This is a genomic window from Kitasatospora brasiliensis (genome assembly GCF_032654805.1).
In the GTDB taxonomy this organism is placed as follows: domain Bacteria; phylum Actinomycetota; class Actinomycetes; order Streptomycetales; family Streptomycetaceae; genus Kitasatospora; species Kitasatospora brasiliensis.
Genome location: NZ_JAUOOW010000005.1, coordinates 282,690 through 301,426, shown reverse-complemented (window position 1 = coordinate 301,426; position 18,737 = coordinate 282,690). Strand labels below are relative to the sequence as shown.

The window sequence follows — 18,737 nt, the reverse complement described above, 5'->3', positions numbered from 1 at the left end:
GTTGACGTACCGATCGGGCGACTGTTCAACTTGAGCCCATGTACGCCGAGCAGCCCCTGGTCACCCGCGACCACATCGACTTCGGTCGGGTGTGGTCCGCAGCGTGTCGCGGCTGACCTGACGGCGGGCCGCCCGTCCGGCCCCGTTCCCGCTCGGCCCTGATCCCCTCTGGGTGGCCCTCCCTCGGCGCACCCCGGGGGTGGCTGACGCACCGTCACATCGCCATCGTCACCCGCGGTTCCGCACTCACTCCACCGCTCCCGCCGCCGCGTCCCCCTGCCGCGCGGCCGTGCCCCGCCACGGCCGCCTCCGGTGCTGCCCACCCGAAAGGTCCCGCCATGCCCGCCGAGTTCCTCCGGGTCGCCGTCGACGACCCGTTGGCCGAGCCGCTGCTGCGTGAACTCACCCACGAGTACGTCACCCGGTACGGCCCCGAGGGGCGCCAGGAGATGGACCGCTACCCGGGTGAGGCCTTCGCCGAGCCGCACGGCGTGCTGCTGCTCCTGCTGGAGGACGGCGAGCCGGTGGCCGGCGGCGCGTACAAGCGGTACGACGAGCACACCGCCGAGTTGAAGCGGGTCTGGACGCACTCCGCGCACCGCCGTCGCGGCCTGGCCCGCCGGGTGCTGGCCGAGCTGGAGCGGACGGCCGCCGAAGCCGGCTACACCGGGCTCTACCTCACCACCGGTCCGCGCCAGCCCGAGGCCAGGGGCCTCTACCTGGCAGCCGGCTACACCCCGCTGTTCGACGTCTGCGCCGATCCGCGGACCGTCACCCTGCTCCCCTTCGAGAAGCGGCTGTCCGCCGGACAGCCGCAGCCGCCCGTACCGGCCCCGACCTCCTGAGAGGCCTCCCGTGAGACCCACCACCGTCCGCCGCCGCCTGCTCGCGGCCGCCGCCCTGCTGCCGGTCCTGGCCCTGGCCGCCTGCGGCTCGGACCCGAAGATCGCGAGTGCCGCGGGGACGGGCGGTGCGGCCGCCACCGAGGACGTCGTCGCCGGACTGGCGAAGTCCGAGGCCGCCGCCGCGCTGCTGCCCGAGGAGGTCCGCCGGGCCGGCACGCTGAAGTTCGGCGCCTCCTTCGGCACCCCGCCGACCGCGTTCTACGTCGACCAGGCCGACAAGAAGCCCGCCGGGATCGACGTGGACTTCACCGACGCGGTGGCCAAGCTGCTCGGCCTGACCGTGCGGCGCGAGGAGGCCGCCTTCGAGACCATCCTGCCCGCGCTGGACAGCGGGAAGTTCGACGTCGGCACCGGAAACTTCGGGGTCACCGCGGCCCGGCTGAAGACCATCGACTTCGTCACCTACATCGACGACGGCCAGGGCTTCGCGGTGAAGAAGGACAACACCGCGATCCAGCCGGTCACCGACCTGGTCCAGCTGTGCGGCCTGACCATCGGCACCGGTGCCGGCACCACCTTCGAGACCACCCTCAACAACCGGAAGAACGTCTGCGCCGACGCCGGGAAGAAGCCGTACGAGGTCCGGGCGTTCAGCGAGAGCGGCGCCCTGCTGACCAGCCTCCAGCAGGGGAGGGTGGACGTCGAGATGTCCACCATCAACGGCCTGCGCCACCAGGCCGCGCAGGAGGCCTCCGGGACCCGCTTCCTCGGCGAGTTCCACCGTCTGGACGTCGGCTTCGCGCTCAAGAAGGGCTCCAAGCTCGCCCCGGCGCTCCAGGCGGCGGTCAACCAGCTGATCCAGGACGGGACGTACGAGCGGATCCTGCGCAAGTGGGGGGTCACCGAGTCGGCGATCAAGGAGTCCCGGATCAGCCCGCCCGAGCACGCCTGACCGCCCGAGCACGCCTGACCGCCCTAGCACGCCTGACCGCCCGAACGCGAGGCCAGCCGAAGGAGTCCCCGATGACCGTCAGCACCGCAGCTCCGCCGGCCCCGCCGAGTCCGGCGGCCGCCCTCGACCTGGACGCCCTGGACGGCCTGCCGACCGTCCCCGCCCGGCACCCCTGGCGCTGGGCCGCCGGCCTCGCCGCCCTGGTCGTCCTCGCCCAGTTCGCCCACGGCCTGGCCACCAACCCCGGCTGGGACTGGGCCACCTTCCGGCTCTACTTCACCGCCGACACCATCCTCCGGGCGATCGGGCGGACCCTCGAACTCACCGCGTACGGCACGGCGCTGGGCTTCCTGCTGGGCACCGCGGTGGCCGCGATGCGGCTGTCCCGCAGCGCGATCCTGCGGTCCATCGCCTGGGCGTACGTATGGGTGTTCCGCTCGATCCCGCTGATCGTCCAGCTGGTGTTCTGGTTCAACCTCTCCTACCTGTACAAGCGGTTCGGGATCGGCATCCCCTTCGGCCCGACCTTCGGCGAGGTGGAGACGGTCGGGGTGCTCGGCGCGCTCGGCGCCGCGGTGCTCGGCCTCGGGCTGCACCAGGCCGCGTTCGCCGCCGAGATCATCCGCGGCGGTGTCGTCGCGGTGGACGCCGGCCAGCGGGAGGCCGCCGCCGCGCTCGGCATCCCGCGGCTGCGCCAGGCATGGCGGATCGTGCTGCCGCAGGCCATGCGGGGCATCCTGCCGGCCGCCGCCAACGAGGTGGTCTCGCTGCTCAAGGGCACCTCGGTGGTCTATGTGATGGCCATCGGCGAGCTCTTCTACCAGGCCCAGGTCGTCTACGGCCGCACCGGCCGGGTGGTGCCGCTGCTGATGGTCGCCACCGTCTGGTACGTGCTGCTGACCACCGTGCTCTCGATCGGCCAGTACTACGTCGAGCGCCACTTCGCCCGCGGCGCCGAGCGCACCCCGCCGCCCACCCCGTGGCAGCGCGTCCGGGCCTTCGCCCGGAGCCTGCCGGACCGCACCCGGCCCGCCGCCGCCCGTACCCCCGGAGGACAGTCGTGACCACCCTGACGAAGCCGGAACTCCCCTCGGCCGCCCCGATGGTGCGGGTCCGCGGCCTGCACAAGAGCTTCGGCCGGCTGGAGGTGCTGCGCGGGGTCGACCTGGACGTCCCAGCCGGCTCGGTGACCGTGGTGCTCGGCCCGTCCGGCTCCGGCAAGTCCACCCTGCTGCGGGCGATCAACCACCTGGAGAAGCTGGACCGCGGCCACGTCGCCATCGACGGCGAGCTGATCGGCTACCGGCGCTCCGGGGAACGGCTGTACGAGCTCAAGGAGCGCGAGGTGCTCCGCCAGCGCACCGGCATCGGCTTCGTGTTCCAGAACTTCAACCTGTTCCCGCACCTCACCGTGCTGGAGAACCTGGTCGAGGCGCCGGTCGCCGCGCTGCGCCGTTCCAAGGCCGAGGCGACGGCGACGGCGCTGGCGCTGCTGGAACGGGTCGGGCTGGCCGACAAGGCCGCCGCCTACCCCCGGCAGCTGTCCGGCGGGCAGCAGCAGCGGGTGGCGATCGCCCGGGCGCTGGCGCTGGAGCCGAAGGTGCTGCTGTTCGACGAGCCCACCTCGGCGCTCGACCCGGAGCTGGTCGGCGAGGTGTTGGACGTCATCAAGGACCTGGCCCGCAGCGGCACCACGATGATCGTGGTCACCCATGAGATCGGCTTCGCCCGCGAGGTCGCCGACACCGTGGTCTTCATGGACGGCGGCGTGGTGGTCGAGCAGGGCCCGCCCGCCGAGGTCCTGGACCGGCCGCGGCACGAGCGCACCCGGGCCTTCCTGGCCAAGGTCCTCTGACCCACCCCTTCCCAACACCCTTCCATCGATCAGGAGTTCCGCCATGCCCGTACCCCGTCGCGCCCTCGTGACCGCCGCCGGCGCGCTCGCCGCCGCCCTCGCCCTGGCCGGCTGCGGCAGCGGTGCCACGGGCGCCGCGGCGGAACTCGCCCCGGCCAGGGGGAGCGGCACCGCGCCGAACGGCACGGTGGTGAACCTGTCGCCGAACCAGAACCGGGTCACCACGCCCAAGGTCGAGGCGATCGCCGCGCTCGTCCCGGAGGAGATCAGACGCAAGGGGCGGCTGAGCGTGGTCGACTCCCTCGGCACCACCCCGCCGCTGGACTTCTACGCCGACGACGACAAGACGATCATCGGTGTCGAGCCGGACCTCGCCGAGCTGATCGGCAACGTGCTGGGCCTCAAGGTCGAGTTCAACCCGGTCTCCTGGGAGAACATCTTCGTCGGCCTGGACAGCGGCAAGTACGACGTGGGCCTGTCCAACATCACCGTCACCGAGGCGCGCAAGGAGAAGTACGACTTCGCCACCTACCGGCTGGACGTCCTGGGCTTCGAGACGAAGAAGGGCAGCGGGATCAAGGTCACCGGCCCGAAGGACCTCGCGGGCCGGCCGGTCGGCGTCACCAGCGGCACCAACCAGGAGAAGCTGCTGATCTCCTGGAGCGAGGAGAACGTCAGGAACGGCCTCAAACCGATCGACATCAAGTACTTCCAGGCGCCGGAGTACTACCTGGCGCTGTCCTCCGGCCGGATCGACGTCTACACCGGCCCCAACCCCAGCCTGGCCTTCCACGCGGTGCGGACCGGCGAGACCGAGGTCGTCGGCACCTACTCCGGCGGCGGCGCGGACGTCCTCGGCAAGATCGCGGCCGCCACCGGGAAGGACAACGGGCTGGTCAAGGCGCTGAACGCGGCGATCGACGAGCTGATCAGGAACGGCACCTACGGGCAGGTGCTCAAGCGCTGGGGCCTGGACGGCGAGGCGGTGCCGAAGTCCGAGATCAACCCGCCCGGACTGCCCAAGTCCAAGCCGTAGCCGGGGCGGCCGGGTTCGTTCACCCGTTCGTCCCCGCCCGCCGCTATGGTGACCCCTCCGACCGCACCGGCGGCGAACGCCGGGCGGGCGCGGTCGAGTTGGGGGAGGGCATGGAGAAGGGCGAGGTGCTCGGCGGTCGCTTCCGGCTGGAGCAGCGGCTGGGCAAGGGCGGGTTCGGCGTGGTCTGGCGGGCGACCGACACGACCATCGACCGGGAGGTCGCGGTCAAGGTGCTGCTCGCCGAGCACGCCGCCGACCGGGAGGCGGTCAGCCGGTTCGTCCGCGAGGCCCGGACGGCCGGCGGCCTCAACAACCCGCACATCGTGACCGTCTACGACTACGGGTGGACGGAGTCCGGCTCAGGGAAGATCCCCTACCTGGTGATGGAGCTGGTCCGCGGCCGGGCGCTGTCCGAGGTGCTCAAGGAGGGCCTGCCGGACCACAAGCAGGCGCTGCGCTGGATGCGGCACGTCTGCAAGGCGCTGGACGCGGCGCACCGCTCGGGGATCGTCCACCGGGACATCAAGCCCGAGAACGTGATGATCGCGGACGACGGGCAGCGGGCCAAGGTGCTGGACTTCGGCATCGCCCGACTGGTCACCCAGAGCGTCCGGCTCACCTCCACCGGCAGCGTGGTCGGCACCGTCCCGTACCTGGCGCCCGAGTGCTGGTCCGGCGGCGTGGTGGACGGCCGGGCCGACCTCTACGCGCTCGGCATCATGCTCCACGAGGTCTGCACCGGCGGCCGCCCGTTCCGCGCCGCCTCGGCCGCCGAGTACATGTACAAGCACCTGGAGGAGGTCCCGCCGCGGGTCCGCAGCACGGACCCGGAGCTGGCCGAGCTGATCGCCGGGCTGCTCGCCAAACAGCCCGGACGGCGGCCGAGCGGCGCCGCCGAGGTGCTGGAGCGGCTGCGCGGGATCCGGCCCGGGATGCTGCGTCCGGGTGACCCCAGCCCGGAGCAGCTGCGCCGGCGGGCCGACCGGGCCTGGCAGCACGGCGCGGCGGGGGAGGCGGCGGAGGCGGTGGAGATCCTGCTCGGGCTCGTCCCCGACTTCGCCCGGATCTGTGGCCCGGACGACCCGCGCACCCTGCGCACCTGCCACGACCTGGCGCTCTGGCTGGCCCGGGACGGCAGTCCGGGCGCCGCCGTGGAGCTGTTGGACGGGCTGGCCCGGGTGCCGGGCGCCACCCCGGAGGCCCGGGCGGACGCCCGGCGCGACCTCGCGCACTGGCAGCGGGAGGTCGCCCGGCTCGGCCCGGGCCGGGCACGCGGACTAGACCTGGGCGTGCTGCTCGGCGGCGGCCCGCAGGGCGGCTGAGGCGCCCCGCGCGATCGGGTCGCCGTGGCCGAACACCGCCGTCTCCACCGGCAGCGCCGCCAGCCGGTGGAAGGAGGCGAGCGTCAGGGCCGGGTCGGTGTTGAACACCCCCGGCACGATCCGGCCCTGGACGTTGGCCACCGCGTCCCCGGTGAACAGCACCCCGGGGCCGGGCAGGTGCAGCGCGATGCTGCCGTCGGTGTGCCCCGGCACGTGCACCACCACCGCGCCGCCGCCGATGTCCAGCACGTCCCCGTCCTCGACCTCCCGGTGCACCGGGCAGGGCTCGGCGGGCGGTACCGCCGGCAGTCCCTCCCACAGCTGCTGCTCGAAGGGGCTCAGCACCGGCGGCACCGGCGGCTGCTCGCGCCGGACCACCGGGGCTTCAAGCCGGTGCGCCACCACCTGGGCGCAGTGGCGGCGGGCGAGCACGGCCGCCGAGCCGGTGTGGTCCTCGTGGTGGTGGGTGAGCACGATCCGGCGCAGCGCGGCCGGCTCCTGCCCGACGGCCCGGATGCCCTCCTCGATGGCGTCCGCCGAGCCGGCGATGCCGGTGTCGACCAGGGTGAGGCCGTGTTCGTCCCGCCAGAGGTAGGCGGTGCCGAACTCCAGTGTGATCATGTGCAACTCGTCGCGTACCCGGATGATCTCCATGCCCGGCATCCTGCGCAGCGGCAAACCCCGGCACGCCTGCGTTCGCCCTGGGCGTTCGAATGTCAGCCACCCGGCTTAGCCGCCCGGCGCCTCACGGGCATTCCAGCACCGCCCGCAGCCGCTCCGCTCGCGGCCCCTCCAGCGCGAGCACCCCCGCCAGCACCTCGGCGGTCTGCGGATCGCGCAGCGCCGTCGCCGCCGCCATCGCGGTGAACTGGTCCACCAGCCAGTCCCGCAGCTCCGTCACCGGCAGCGTCCGCCCCTCGTCCAGCCAGCTCAGCGACGCGCCCTCGATCACCGAGATCCACGAGCGCACCAGCAGCGTCAGCCGCGGCCCGGCCTCCCGCACGCCCAGGTGGCGCAGCGTCCGCCGCAGCGCCGCCCGCCGGACGTCGTCCACGATCGCCGAGGTCCGGGCCGTCTCCACCACCGAACCGCCGCGCAGCAGCGCCGAGTAGCCCGCGTCGTGCTCCGCGACGAACGCGAAGTAGCCGTCCAGCACCGCCGACAGCTGCTCGGACGGCGTCCCGCTCACCCGCACCGCGAAGCGGCTGGTCAGCTCGTTCGCCGCGGAGCGCAGCGCGGCCTCGTACAACTGCTGCTTGCCGCCCGCGAAGTAGCGGTACACCAGCGGGCGCGAGGCCCCGGCGGCCTCGGCGACGTCGTCCAGGCTCACTTCCTCGGGCGGCCGGGAGGCGAACAGCTCCAGGGCGACCGCGATCAGCTGCTCGCGCCGCTTCTGGACCGGCAGCCGCCGGTAGCCGGTGCGGCGCGGGCGCGGTTCGGACGCGGCCGGGGCGGGTGCCTGACCTGCTGCCGTGCTGGTGCTGGCTTCCATGGCGGCCAGCGTAATGGCCGCGGTACCGATCGGATCCGGTCGCGCCGAACGGATTCGGCGGGCCGGAGCGGCCGGTGACCGACGGATGGCAAGGCAGGAGGCAAGGCAGGAGGCAAAAGCCAAGGAGGTAAATGGGTGTCAAAGCGGCCGTACCGCGAAATGATGTCCGGATGCGTGAAGAATTGATCACCGACGGCGGCAGCACCCCGCGCCGCATCGCCGACGACCACGTCCGCGAACTGGCCGAGCTCAACCCGCTGATCGCGGTCTACCTCGGCCTCAACACCGAGGACGACCGTCTTCCCGATCTCTCCCCGGCCGGCGCCGAGGCCGTCGCCGGCCTCGCCCGCCGCACCCTGGCGAAGCTCGACGAGGCCGAGCGGGCCGGCGCCGCCGAGGACGAGGCGGAGCGCCGCTGCGCCCGGCTGCTGCGCGAGCGGCTGACCGCCGAACTCGCCGTGTACGAGGCGGGGGAGAACTTCCGCTCGCTGCGCAACCTCAGCTCCCCGGTGCACGAGCTGCGGGAGGCCTTCACCCTGATGGGCACCGACACCGAGGCCGAGTGGCAGGTGCTCGGCCGCCGCCTGGCGAGGGTCCCGGTGGCGCTCGCGCAGTACCGGCAGACGCTGGCCGAGGGCGTCGAGCGCGGTCTGCTGTCCGGCCCGCGCCAGGTGGCCACCGTGCTGGGGCAGTTCGCCGAGTGGCTGGGCGAGGACGGCCAGGGCGACGGATGGTTCGTCCAGTTCGTCCAGGCCGCGCCGGAGGGCCCGCGCGCCGAGCTGTCGAAGCACGCGGAGGCCGCCGACGGGGCGCTGGCCGAGCTGCGCGACTGGCTGCGCGACGTGTACGCCCCGGCCGCCGCCGGCGCCCCGGACACCGCGGGCCGGGAGCGCTACGTGCGCCTGGTGCGCTACTGGACCGGCGCCGACCTGGACCTGGACGAGGCCTACGCCTGGGCCTGGAGCGAGTTCCACGACCTGCTGGCGCAGATGGAGGTCGAGGCCGAGAAGGTGCTGCCGGGCGAGGGCCTGCTGGCGGCGATGCGGTGGCTGGAGACCGACGGCCCGGCCATCGAGGGCGCCGAGGCCGCCCGGGAGTACCTCCAGGGCCTGATGGACCAGGCCGTCCAGGACCTCCAGGGCAGCCACTTCGACCTGGCCGAGCCGGTCACCCGGGTCGAGTCGCGGATCGCCCCGGCGGGCAGCGCCGCGGCGCCGTACTACACCGCCCCCTCGCTGGACTTCAGCCGCCCCGGGCGGACCTGGCTGCCGCTGGTCGGCCGGGACAGCTTCCCGGTCTGGGACCTGGTCTCCACCTGGTACCACGAGGGCGTCCCGGGCCACCACCTCCAGCTCGCGCAGTGGAACTACGTCGCCGACCGGCTCTCCACCTACCAGGTGAGCCTCGGCGGGGTCAGCGCCAACCTGGAGGGCTGGGCGCTGTACGCCGAGCGCCTGATGGACGAGCTCGGCTACCTCACCGACCCGGGCCACCGCCTGGGCTACCTCAACGCCCAGATGATGCGGGCGCTGCGGGTCATCATCGACATCGGCATGCACGTGGGCCTGGACTTCCCGGCCGACTCCCCGTACAAGCCGGGCGAGCCGGTCAGCCCCGAGCACGCCCGGGAGTTCTTCGGCCTGTACTGCGGCCTGGGGGACGAGTTCCTGGACAGCGAGCTGGTCCGCTACCTGGGCATGCCCGGCCAGGCGATCGGCTACAAGCTCGGCGAGCGCGCCTGGCTGCGCGGCCGGGCGGCGGCGAAGGCGGCGCACGAGGCGCGCGGCGAGGAGTTCGACCTCAAGGCCTGGCACATGGCGGCGCTCTCGCAGGGCTCGCTGGGGCTGGACGACCTGGTCGAGGAGCTCTCGGCGCTCTGATCGGGCTCGGACAGGGGCCCCGGGACTCGGTCGCGAGTCCCGGGGCTCTAGTCCTTTTGTCCCGAACAGGCCGATTTGGTGAGGTTTTTCCTTGCCATCGGCCCTGGCCGGAGTTCCCCTGGAAGGCGACTGCGTGATCTCTCCGCCGCACTCCGGAAGGCTCGACCAGTGTCTGCGCTACCCGCCACCGGTCATGAGGACGCGGATCGACGCCGCTGGTGGGCGCTGGCGGTCATCGCCACCGCCCAGCTCATGATCGTGCTGGACATCACCATCGTGAACATCGCCCTGCCGTCCGCCCAGCGGTCGCTGGGCATCTCGGACGCCGACCGGCAGTGGGTGATCACCGCCTACACGCTGGCCTTCGGCGGCCTGCTGCTGCTCGGCGGACGGCTGGGCGACCTCTTCGGCCGCAAGCGCGTCTTCACCGTCGGCCTGCTGGGCTTCGCCCTCGCCTCCGCCCTCGGCGGCGCCGCGGCGAGCCCGGCCATGCTGTTCGGCGCCCGCGCCCTCCAGGGCGCGTTCGGCGCCCTGCTCGCCCCCTCCGCGCTGGGGCTGCTCTCCACCACCTTCTCCGACCCCCGGGAGCGCAGTACGGCCTTCGGCATCTTCGGCGCCATCGCCGGCGGCGGCTCCGCGATCGGCCTGATCGCCGGCGGGCTGCTGACCGAGTACCTGGACTGGCGCTGGTGCCTGTTCGTCAACGTGCCGATCGCCGCCGTCACCGCCTTCGCGGCGTTCACCGTGCTGCACCGCGACCACGTCGCCAAGGGCCGTCGGATGCCGCTGGACCTGCCCGGGGCGCTGCTCGGCTGCGGCGGCCTGCTGGCGATCGTCTACGGCACCTCCGAGGCCGTGAACCGGGGCTGGGGCGACGCCCTGGTGCTCGGCTCGCTGGGCCTGGGCGCGGCGCTGCTCGCGCTGTTCGTCCTGGTCGAGCGGCGCAGTGCGCACCCGCTGCTGCCGCCGCACATCGTCGCGGAGCGCAACCGGGCCGGCGGCGCGCTCTCGGTCGGCCTGGCGATGATCGGGCTGTTCGGGCTGTTCCTGTTCCTGACCTACTACCTCCAGGTCATCAAGCACTTCTCGCCGGTCGTCTCCGGCCTGTCCTTCCTGCCCATGACGGCCGCCATCGTGCTGGCTTCGACGGGTTTCTCGGCCCGGATGATGACCAGGGTGCCGACCCGGTACCTGGTCGGTCCCGGGCTGCTGCTGGCCGCGGCCGGCATGGCCTGGCTGACCCAGATGCGGGTGGGCAGCCCCTGGGCCGGCATGGTGCTGCCCGCGGAGCTGCTGCTGGGCCTGGGCCTCGGTCTGGTGTTCATGCCGGCCATGAGCCTGGCCACCCTCGGGGTCGCCCCGCACGAGGCCGGCGCGGCCGCGGCCACCCTCAACTCGGCTCAGCAGGTGGGCGGTTCGGTCGGCACCGCGCTGTTGAACACGGTGGCCGCGAGCGCCACCGCGAGCTTCCTGGCCACCCGGATCGCCTCCGATCCGGCGGTGCGGGCGCAGGGCGCGGTGCACGGCTACGTGGTCGCGACCTGGGTGGCGATGGGTGTCCTGCTGGTGGCCGCCCTGGTCGCGGTGCTGATGATCGACCACCGTCCGGCGCCGATCGGGGCCACCGCCGTGCCGATGGGGGAGGCCGGGGAGGCCGAGGTCCGAGCCGAGGTCCGCGCGGAGGCCCGGACCGAAGCGGGCGCGGAGCCGCCACCGGCGGGATGAAATTTGCAGCAAGATCTTGCAGTCAACCTCCGGCGCCTGCTTGACTCCTGGCACTTTCCAGGGGCCAAGGAGGCGCCATGCTGCCCGAGTTCGACCTGCTCGTCGTCGGCGGTACCGGAGTGGACACCATCGTGCGGGTCGAGCGGCTGGAGATCCCCGCCGCCGACTCGACGTTCGTCGAACCGGTGCGGGACTACGTCGGCCACACCGGCAACGGTGTCGCCCTCGGCGCCCACCACCTCGGCCTGCGCACCGCGTTCATCGACTTCCTCGGCGAGGACCCGCAGGGCGACCTGGTCCGCGCCCACTACGCGCGCCACGGCCTGCACTTCGCGCACCTGGTGAGCCCGCACGGCACCCCGCGCGGGGTCAACCTGGTGGACGCGGCCGGCCGACGGTTCTCCTTCTTCGACGGCCGCCACCCCGCCGACCTGCGGCTGCCGCGCGCGTTCTACCTGCCGTACGCCGAGCGCACCCGGCACGTCCACCTGTCCATCACCGGCGTCAACCGGGACATGTACGGCGACCTGCGCCGCCTCGGCCGCACCACCTCCACCGACCTGCACGACTGGGACGGCGCCGACCCCCACCACCGCGACTACGCGCTCGGCTCCGACCTGGTCTTCCTCTCGGTGGCCGGCTGCCGCGGCCGGCACGAGGAGGTGATGCGCGCGATCCTCGCCGAGGGGCGTGCGCGGGTGGTCGTCGCCACCGCCGGCGCCGAGGGCTGCCACCTGCTCGCCCGCGGCGACGCCGAGCCGCGCCACCTGCCGGCCGTCGACCCGGGCCGCCCGGTGGTGGACACCAACGGCGCCGGGGACGCCTTCGTCACCGGCTTCCTGTACGCCTGGTTCCAGGGGCGCGCGCCGCTGGACTGCGCCCGGGCCGGTACGGTGGCCGGTGCCTTCGCCTGCACCGCCGCCGGAACGCACACCGCCTTCGTCGCGGCCGCCGACCTGGACGCGGTGCTCGCGGGCAACTGACGTCGGGACGCGGGTCGGTGGCGTCGGGGGCACGGGCGGGCGCGGATTTCTCATCGAGCTCCAAGGAGCCGGTCACGCCCCTACCAGGCTGAGGCGTCATAGTCGTTGACCGAACGCCGCCACCGATCGCCCCGGCAGGAGAAGCAGGCATGGGCAAGCACCGCCGCCAGAGGTCCCGCCGCCGCGGCCTCCTGGTCCCGTCCCTGTTCACCGCGCTGTCCGCCGTCGCGGTCGCCGCCGTGCTCACCGGGACGCACGGGCTGGACCTCTCCGACGCGTCGGCGGCCGGCAAGGCGGCCCGCAGCACCCGTACGGTCGCCGCCCCGCCCGCCGCGGCCACCGGCCCGGCCGCCCCTCCCACCGCGGCGGCGGCCCCGACCGCGTCCCCCGCCGCCTCCGCCTCGCCCGCGCCCACCGACTCCCCGACCGCCACCGCGTCGGCCGCCGCCACCCCCGTCACCCTCGGCACCACCGCCCCGGCCCCGGCCCCGGCCGCCGACCGCGAATCCGCCACCGTCGGCGCGCTGTTCAGCGGCTCGGTGGGGGCCGGCAACCACTTCTGCACGGCCAGCGTGCTGCACAGCGCCGCCGGCAACCTGCTGCTGACCGCCGCCCACTGCCTCAGCAGCACCGACGGCGTCACCTTCGCCCCCGGCTACCGCGACGGCTCCGCCCCGTACGGCACCTGGCGGGTGACGGCGATCCACACCACCGCCGGCTGGTCCCAGAAGGGCGACGCGGACGAGGACTTCGCGATCCTGGAGACCGCGCCCAACGGTGGGCGCAACGTCGAGGACGTGGTCGGCGGCAACAAACTCGGCGCCGGCGAGCCGTTCGGCGCGACCGTGCGGCTCTACGGCTATCCCGCCGACTCCGAGGCGCCGCTGCTGTGCACCGACACCACCGGCCGGGAGAGCGACTACCAGCGGGTCGTCCAGTGCCCGTCCTACCCGTCCGGCACCAGCGGCGGCCCGTGGATCGACACCGCCACCGGCGAGGTGGTCGGCGCGATCGGCGGCTACGAGCAGGGCGGCGACACCGACGACACCTCGTACAGCGCCTACTTCGACCACACCATCGCGGACCTCTACACCCAGGTCGAGGCCTCCGCCTCCTGAAGCGCGCCGGGCCCGGGCAACCGGGCCCGTGCGGCCCGTCGGGCCCGTCCGGCCCGGAACATGACGAAGGCCCAGATCCGTGGATCAACTCCACTGATCTGGGCCTCAGTTGCACTTCCCGCGAAGTGCCCCCGGTAGGATTCGAACCTACGCACCCGCCTCCGGAGGGCGGTGCTCTATCCCCTGAGCTACGGGGGCCTACTGGCCTGTCGGCTGCTTGCGCTTGCGACGTGAGAAACAATACCCCATGAAACATGCGCCCCGTACCCGGGTTCCCGGAAGATCGTCGGGGCGGCGCCGGGGGGCGGGGAGCGGAAGTGCCCAAAGGCCGGACGGGGCGGCGGGGCCGCCGATACCCTCGGTGAGGTGTCGGGAGTGTCCGGGCGGGTCCTCGTGGTGGACGACAGCGAGGTGATCCGCCAGCTGATCAGGGTCAACCTGGAGCTCGAAGGCTTCGAGGTGGTGACCGCCGCCGACGGCGCCGAGTGCCTGGAGGTGATCCGCCGGGTGCGGCCGGACGTGGTGACGCTGGACGTGATGATGCCGCGGCTGGACGGCCTGCGGACGGCGGCCCGGCTGCGCGCCACCCCGGACACCGGCCGGCTGCCGATCGCGATCGTGAGCGCCTGCACCCCGGCGGACCTCGACCTGGGGGAGCGGGTCGGGGTGGACGGCTACCTCGGCAAGCCCTTCGACCCGGCCGACCTGGTGGCCCTGGTCCGGCGGCTGATGCGGCTCACCGTGCGGCCCGAGGGGTCGCCCGACACAGTTCGCCCTGAGCGAACAGACCCCACCGATCGGGGCTGAGACCCCGGAACGAGGGCATCCGGACGTCTCAACCGGTAAACCGAGTGGCGGGCGGGCACTCCGTCTCGCCTACGCTTGGCGTCGTGACCCCCGCAGACCTTTCCCAGGCAATCCAGGCCGCAGTGAGCTCCGCCGTCGAGGCGGGCGAGCTGGCCGTCGCCGTGCCCGAGCACGTGACGGTCGACCGGCCCAAGAACCGGGACCACGGCGACTACGCGACGAACGTGGCCCTCCAGCTCGCGAAGGCGGCCGGCAAGCCGCCGCGAGCCATTGCCGAACTGCTGGTCGAGCGCCTGCGAGGGATCACCGGCGTCGCCAAGGTCGACATCGCCGGTCCGGGCTTCCTGAACATCACCCTGGACACCGCCACCGCCGGTGCGCTGGCGCGCACCGTCGTCGAGGCGGGCGAGGCCTACGGCCGCAACGAGGCCCTCAAGGGCCTGAAGATCAACCTGGAGTTCGTCTCCGCCAACCCGACCGGCCCGATCCACATCGGCGGCGTCCGCTGGGCCGCCGTCGGCGACTCCCTGGCGCGCGTGCTGCGGGCCTCCGGCGCCGACGTCACCACCGAGTACTACCTCAACGACGCCGGCGTGCAGATCACCAAGTTCGCCGCCTCGCTCCAGGCCGCCGCGAACGGTCGAGAGGTGCCGGAGGGCGGGTACGTCGGCGAGTACATCGTCGACATCGCCAAGGCGCTGACCGACGCCGTCCCGGGCGTGCTCGACCTGCCCGAGGCCGAGCAGCTGGAAGTCTTCCGCGCCGAGGGCCTCAAGCTCATGGTCGCCGAGATCCAGCGCTCGATGGACGAGTTCGGCACCCACTTCGACGTGTGGTTCTCGGAGAAGTCGCTGCACGACTCCGGCGCCGTCGAGAAGGCCATCGACCGGCTGCGCGAGCAGGGCCACGTGTTCGAGCGGGACGAGGCCGTCTTCCTGCGCACCACGGACTTCGGCGACGACAAGGACCGCGTCCTGATCAAGGCCGACGGCGACAAGACCTACTTCGCCGCCGACGCCGCGTACTACCTGTCCAAGCGGGACCGCGGCGCCGAGGTCGCGCTCTACATGCTGGGCGCCGACCACCACGGCTACGTCAACCGCCTCAAGGCCATCTCGGCCTGCGCGGGCGACGACATGAACCGCAACATCGAGGTGAAGATCGGCCAGTTCGTGAAGATGCTTCGCGACGGCGAAGAGGTCCGCATGTCCAAGCGGGCCGGCAACATCATCACGATCGACGACGTGGTCGAGTGGATCGGCGTGGACGCCGCCCGCTACACCCTGGCGCGCTCCTCCACGGACTCGACGATCACGCTGGACATCAACCTGCTGACCAGCCAGACCACCGAGAACCCGGTCTTCTACGTCCAGTACGCCCACACCCGGATGTGCGGCGTGGCGCGCAAGGCCGCCGAGCTGGGCGTGGACAAGGGCGCGGCCGAGCAGTTCAAACCCGAGCTGCTGGCCACCGAGTGGGAGTCCGACGTGCTCGGCCACCTCGCGGAGTTCCCGCGGGTGCTGGCCACGGCCGGCGAGCTGCGCGAGCCGCACCGGGTCGCGCGCTACCTGGAGGAGCTCGCGGGCAAGTACCACCGCCTGTACGAGAACTGCATGTTCCTGCCCAAGGGCGACGAGGAGCTCACCGACACGCACCGCGCCCGCCTCTGGCTGGTCGAGGCGACGCGCACCGTGCTCGCCAACGGCCTCACGCTCCTGGGCGTGACGGCGCCCGAGCGGATGTAGGCACCACCCCCAAGCGCAACGGCGGGGGCGGCGGACGGTCAACGGGGACCGTCGCCGCCCCTCGCCATAGGTCTCGAAGGACTCAGCAGCATGAGCCGAAGTGCACACCCCGCAGGCCCCCGCCACGGCGACGTCCTGCCCGAGGGCCACTACCAGGCCCCGCCCGCCGACCTGAACGCGCTCGATCCCAAGGTCTGGTCGCGCACCGTCGCCCGGAACGCCGAGGGCGTGGCCACCGTCGGCGGCGTCGACGTCAAGCGGCTGGCCGCCGAGTTCGGCACCCCGGCGTACGTGCTGGACGAGGAGGACTTCCGCTCCCGGGCGCGCGCCTGGCGGGACGCCTTCGGCACCGACGCGGACGTCTACTACGCCGGCAAGGCGTTCCTCTCCAAGGCCGTGGTGCGCTGGCTGCACGAGGAGGGCCTCAACCTCGACGTGTGCAGCGCGGGCGAGTTGGCCGTCGCGCTGGCCGCCGGGATGCCGCCGCGGCGGATCGCGCTGCACGGCAACAACAAGTCCGCGGACGAGCTGGAACACGCGGTGAAGACCGGCGTCGGGCACATCGTGGTCGACTCCTACGAGGAGATCGAGCGCCTCGCGGCGATCGCCGCCGGCCAGGGCGTGCGCCAGCAGGTGCTGATCCGGATCACCGTCGGCGTCGAGGCGCACACCCACGAGTTCATCGCCACCGCCCACGAGGACCAGAAGTTCGGGCTCTCCTTGAATCTGGCTGCGCCGCGAAGCGGCTCGGTTGAGGGTGGTGATGGGCGACGGGTGGGCGGGGGCGCCGCCGCCGAGGCGGTGCGCCGGGTGCTCGCGCACCGCGACAGCCTGGAGCTGCGCGGCATCCACTCGCACATCGGCTCGCAGATCTTCGACATGGCCGGCTTCGAGGTGGCCGCCCGCCGGGTGGTCGGCCTGCTGGCCGAGATCCGTGACGAGCACGGCGTCCAGCTGCCCGAGATCGACCTCGGCGGCGGCCTCGGCATCGCGTACACCAGCGAGGACGACCCGCGCGAGCCGGCCGAGATCGCGGCCGCGCTGGCCGACATCGTCCGCCGCGAGTGCGCCGCCGCGCAGCTGGACACCCCCCGGCTGAGTGTGGAACCGGGCCGGGCGATCGTCGGCCCGACGGCGTTCACGCTGTACGAGGTCGGCACCGTCAAGCCGCTGGAGGGCCTGCGCACCTACGTCAGCGTGGACGGCGGGATGTCCGACAACATCCGCACCGCGCTGTACGACGCCGAGTACTCGGTGGCCCTGGTGTCGCGTACCAGTGACGCGGAGCCGATGCTGGTGCGGGTGGTCGGCAAGCACTGCGAGTCCGGCGACATCGTCGTCCGGGACGCCTTCCTGCCCGCCGACCTGGCCGCGGGGGACCTGATCGCGGTGCCCGCGACCGGCGCCTACTGCCGCTCGATGGCGAGCAACTACAACCACGCCCTCAAGCCCCCCGTGCTCGCCGTCAAGGACGGTGCGGCGCGGGTGATCGTCCGGCGCGAGACGCAGGAGGATCTCCTGCGTCTGGATATCGGATGACGAAATACTCGTCTCAGATCATGGAACGACCGTAGATCCGTGCGGAAAGTCCCGGAGACTGGTACGGACCGAAGTTCCCGGCGGGACCGGAAATCCCGCCGGAATTACCGAAGCACGATGAATGCAGAGCGGAGTCGGATGATGCGTACGCGCCCGCTGAAGGTGGCGTTGCTGGGTTGTGGTGTGGTGGGCTCCGAGGTGGCGCGCATCATGACGACGACGGCCGACGACCTCGCCGCTCGCATCGGTGCCCCGGTGGAGCTCGCCGGGATCGCCGTCCGCCGGGCCGGCCGGGTCCGGCCGGGCGTCCCGGAGCACCTGATCACCACCGACGCCGAGGCCCTGGTGGGCCGCGGTGACATCGACGTGGTGGTCGAGGTCGTGGGCGGCATCGAGCCGTCCAAATCGCTGATCCTCAAGGCCTTCGAGCAGGGTGCCTCGGTGGTCAGCGCCAACAAGGCGCTGCTCGCCAAGGACGGCACCGAGCTGCACGCCGCGGCCGCCGAGGCCGGGGTGGACCTGTACTACGAGGCCGCGGTGGCGGGCGCGATCCCGCTGCTGCGCCCGCTGCGCGAGTCCCTCGCCGGCGACAAGGTCAACCGGGTGCTGGGGATCGTCAACGGCACCACCAACTTCATCCTCGACAAGATGGACACCACCGGCGCCGGCTACTCGGAGGCGCTGGAGGAGGCCACCGCGCTGGGCTACGCCGAGGCGGACCCGACGGCCGACGTGGAGGGCTTCGACGCCGCCGCCAAGGCCGCCATCCTGGCCGGCATCGCCTTCCACACCAAGGTGACCGCGGCGGACGTCTACCGCGAGGGCATCACCGAGGTGACGGCGGCCGACATCGCCTCCGCCAAGGAGATGGGCTGCGTGGTCAAGCTGCTCGCGATCTGCGAGCGGGCGGCCGACGGCGAGTCCGTCACCGCGCGCGTCCACCCGGCGATGATCCCGCTGTCGCACCCGCTGGCCTCCGTCCGCGAGGCGTACAACGCGGTGTTCGTCGAGGCCGAGGCGGCCGGCCGGCTGATGTTCTACGGCCCGGGCGCCGGCGGCTCGCCGACCGCCTCCGCGGTGCTCGGCGACCTGGTCGCGGTCTGCCGCAACAAGGTGGCCGGCACCACCGGCCCCGGCGACTCGGTGTACACCCGGCTGCCGGCCAAGCCGATGGACCAGGTGGTCACCCGCTACCACGTCAGCCTGGACGTGGACGACCGCGCGGGCGTGCTCGCCCAGGTGGCGTCCGTCTTCGCCGAGCACGGCGTGTCCATCGACACCGTGCGCCAGCAGGGCCGCGACGGCGACGCCTCGCTCGTCGTGGTCACCCACCGTGCCACCGACGCCGCGCTGTCGGCGACGGTCGACAAGCTCCGCGCGCTGGACAGCGTGCGGGACGTGGCCAGCATCATGCGGGTCGAAGGGGAATAAGGAACAG

The 18,737-nt window shown here is 72.9% G+C and carries 16 protein-coding genes and 1 tRNA gene; 14 read left to right on the top strand and 3 right to left on the bottom strand.

Translation table 11 applies throughout. The annotated features are described in order from the left end of the window. Positions 1-338: 338 nt before the first annotated feature. The 6 genes from QWJ13_RS20915 to QWJ13_RS20890 all read left to right on the top strand — a co-directional run bounded on the left by QWJ13_RS20915 (position 339) and on the right by QWJ13_RS20890 (position 6,010). Positions 339-845 carry a GNAT family N-acetyltransferase gene (locus QWJ13_RS20915; RefSeq protein ID WP_316526303.1) on the top strand — a complete coding sequence of 169 codons (507 nt, stop codon included), beginning with the start codon at positions 339-341 and terminating at the stop codon, positions 843-845. Between the two features lie 10 nt (positions 846-855). After that, positions 856-1,797, top strand: coding sequence for an ABC transporter substrate-binding protein (locus QWJ13_RS20910; RefSeq protein ID WP_316526302.1), 942 nt, complete (start codon positions 856-858; stop codon positions 1,795-1,797). A 71-nt stretch (positions 1,798-1,868) separates the two neighbouring features. After that, positions 1,869-2,861: an amino acid ABC transporter permease gene (locus tag QWJ13_RS20905; protein ID WP_316526300.1), complete on the top strand. Its 993-nt coding sequence runs from the start codon at positions 1,869-1,871 to the stop codon at positions 2,859-2,861. Positions 2,862-2,899: 38 nt separating this feature from the next. Beyond that, positions 2,900-3,652 carry an amino acid ABC transporter ATP-binding protein gene (locus QWJ13_RS20900; RefSeq protein ID WP_316526699.1) on the top strand — a complete coding sequence of 251 codons (753 nt, stop codon included), beginning with the start codon at positions 2,900-2,902 and terminating at the stop codon, positions 3,650-3,652. Between the two features lie 43 nt (positions 3,653-3,695). Continuing rightward, entirely contained in the window at positions 3,696-4,688 is a 993-nt protein-coding gene (locus tag QWJ13_RS20895) for an ABC transporter substrate-binding protein (RefSeq protein ID WP_316526299.1), read from the top strand. Between the two features lie 110 nt (positions 4,689-4,798). Beyond that, a complete protein-coding gene (locus QWJ13_RS20890) occupies positions 4,799-6,010 on the top strand; it encodes a serine/threonine-protein kinase (RefSeq protein ID WP_316526298.1) in 1,212 nt (403 codons plus the stop codon). On the opposite strand, the gene QWJ13_RS20885 is transcribed toward QWJ13_RS20890, so the two are convergent. Further along, positions 5,966-6,664: an MBL fold metallo-hydrolase gene (locus tag QWJ13_RS20885; protein ID WP_316526297.1), complete on the bottom strand. Its 699-nt coding sequence runs from the start codon at positions 6,662-6,664 to the stop codon at positions 5,966-5,968. The two genes, QWJ13_RS20890 and QWJ13_RS20885, sit on opposite strands and share 45 nt — an antisense overlap. A gap of 91 nt (positions 6,665-6,755) precedes the next feature. Further along, entirely contained in the window at positions 6,756-7,502 is a 747-nt protein-coding gene (locus QWJ13_RS20880; protein ID WP_316526296.1) for a TetR/AcrR family transcriptional regulator, read from the bottom strand. Positions 7,503-7,672: 170 nt separating this feature from the next. Between QWJ13_RS20880 and QWJ13_RS20875 the strand changes: the two genes are divergently transcribed. From QWJ13_RS20875 to QWJ13_RS20860, 4 genes are all read left to right on the top strand, one after another. After that, positions 7,673-9,382 (top strand): DUF885 domain-containing protein, encoded by a 1,710-nt coding sequence (locus tag QWJ13_RS20875; RefSeq protein ID WP_316526295.1) that lies wholly within the window; start codon positions 7,673-7,675, stop codon positions 9,380-9,382. Between the two features lie 168 nt (positions 9,383-9,550). Beyond that, on the top strand, positions 9,551-11,107 hold the full coding sequence (locus QWJ13_RS20870) for an MFS transporter (protein ID WP_316526293.1): 1,557 nt from the start codon (positions 9,551-9,553) through the stop codon (positions 11,105-11,107). Between the two features lie 77 nt (positions 11,108-11,184). Continuing rightward, entirely contained in the window at positions 11,185-12,090 is a 906-nt protein-coding gene (locus QWJ13_RS20865) for a carbohydrate kinase family protein (RefSeq protein WP_316526291.1), read from the top strand. A 149-nt stretch (positions 12,091-12,239) separates the two neighbouring features. After that, the gene (locus QWJ13_RS20860; RefSeq protein ID WP_316526290.1) at positions 12,240-13,208 is read left to right on the top strand and encodes a trypsin-like serine peptidase; all 969 of its coding nucleotides are present in this window, start codon (positions 12,240-12,242) and stop codon (positions 13,206-13,208) included. A 126-nt stretch (positions 13,209-13,334) separates the two neighbouring features. Here QWJ13_RS20860 and QWJ13_RS20855 read toward each other — a convergent pair. Further along, a tRNA-Arg gene (locus QWJ13_RS20855) sits at positions 13,335-13,406 on the bottom strand. Positions 13,407-13,583: 177 nt separating this feature from the next. Between QWJ13_RS20855 and QWJ13_RS20850 the strand changes: the two genes are divergently transcribed. The 4 genes from QWJ13_RS20850 (at position 13,584) to QWJ13_RS20835 (ending at position 18,730) form a co-directional block, all read left to right on the top strand. Continuing rightward, complete coding sequence (locus QWJ13_RS20850; protein ID WP_316526698.1) at positions 13,584-14,015, top strand: response regulator; 432 nt, start codon at positions 13,584-13,586, stop codon at positions 14,013-14,015. A gap of 83 nt (positions 14,016-14,098) precedes the next feature. Further along, positions 14,099-15,760, top strand: a complete 1,662-nt coding sequence (argS, locus tag QWJ13_RS20845) for an arginine--tRNA ligase (RefSeq protein WP_316526289.1) — start codon at positions 14,099-14,101, stop codon at positions 15,758-15,760. Positions 15,761-15,850: 90 nt separating this feature from the next. After that, positions 15,851-17,299 (top strand): diaminopimelate decarboxylase, encoded by a 1,449-nt coding sequence (gene lysA / locus QWJ13_RS20840; RefSeq protein WP_316526288.1) that lies wholly within the window; start codon positions 15,851-15,853, stop codon positions 17,297-17,299. Positions 17,300-17,437: 138 nt separating this feature from the next. Beyond that, positions 17,438-18,730, top strand: coding sequence for a homoserine dehydrogenase (locus tag QWJ13_RS20835; RefSeq protein ID WP_316526287.1), 1,293 nt, complete (start codon positions 17,438-17,440; stop codon positions 18,728-18,730). Positions 18,731-18,737 lie beyond the last annotated feature (7 nt).

Bases quoted from the DNA above. Each gene is read 5' to 3' on its own strand.
- QWJ13_RS20880 (WP_316526296.1), bottom strand. From the start codon at position 7,502: ATGGAAGCCAGCACCAGCACGGCAGCAGGTCAGGCACCCGCCCCGGCC.
- QWJ13_RS20835 (WP_316526287.1), top strand. From the start codon at position 17,438: ATGATGCGTACGCGCCCGCTGAAGGTGGCGTTGCTGGGTTGTGGTGTG.
- QWJ13_RS20860 (WP_316526290.1), top strand. From the start codon at position 12,240: ATGGGCAAGCACCGCCGCCAGAGGTCCCGCCGCCGCGGCCTCCTGGTC.
- QWJ13_RS20905 (WP_316526300.1), top strand. From the start codon at position 1,869: ATGACCGTCAGCACCGCAGCTCCGCCGGCCCCGCCGAGTCCGGCGGCC.
- QWJ13_RS20895 (WP_316526299.1), top strand. From the start codon at position 3,696: ATGCCCGTACCCCGTCGCGCCCTCGTGACCGCCGCCGGCGCGCTCGCC.
- QWJ13_RS20875 (WP_316526295.1), top strand. From the start codon at position 7,673: ATGCGTGAAGAATTGATCACCGACGGCGGCAGCACCCCGCGCCGCATC.
- QWJ13_RS20915 (WP_316526303.1), top strand. From the start codon at position 339: ATGCCCGCCGAGTTCCTCCGGGTCGCCGTCGACGACCCGTTGGCCGAG.
- lysA (WP_316526288.1), top strand. From the start codon at position 15,851: ATGAGCCGAAGTGCACACCCCGCAGGCCCCCGCCACGGCGACGTCCTG.
- QWJ13_RS20890 (WP_316526298.1), top strand. From the start codon at position 4,799: ATGGAGAAGGGCGAGGTGCTCGGCGGTCGCTTCCGGCTGGAGCAGCGG.
- QWJ13_RS20865 (WP_316526291.1), top strand. From the start codon at position 11,185: ATGCTGCCCGAGTTCGACCTGCTCGTCGTCGGCGGTACCGGAGTGGAC.
- QWJ13_RS20885 (WP_316526297.1), bottom strand. From the start codon at position 6,664: ATGGAGATCATCCGGGTACGCGACGAGTTGCACATGATCACACTGGAG.
- QWJ13_RS20900 (WP_316526699.1), top strand. From the start codon at position 2,900: ATGGTGCGGGTCCGCGGCCTGCACAAGAGCTTCGGCCGGCTGGAGGTG.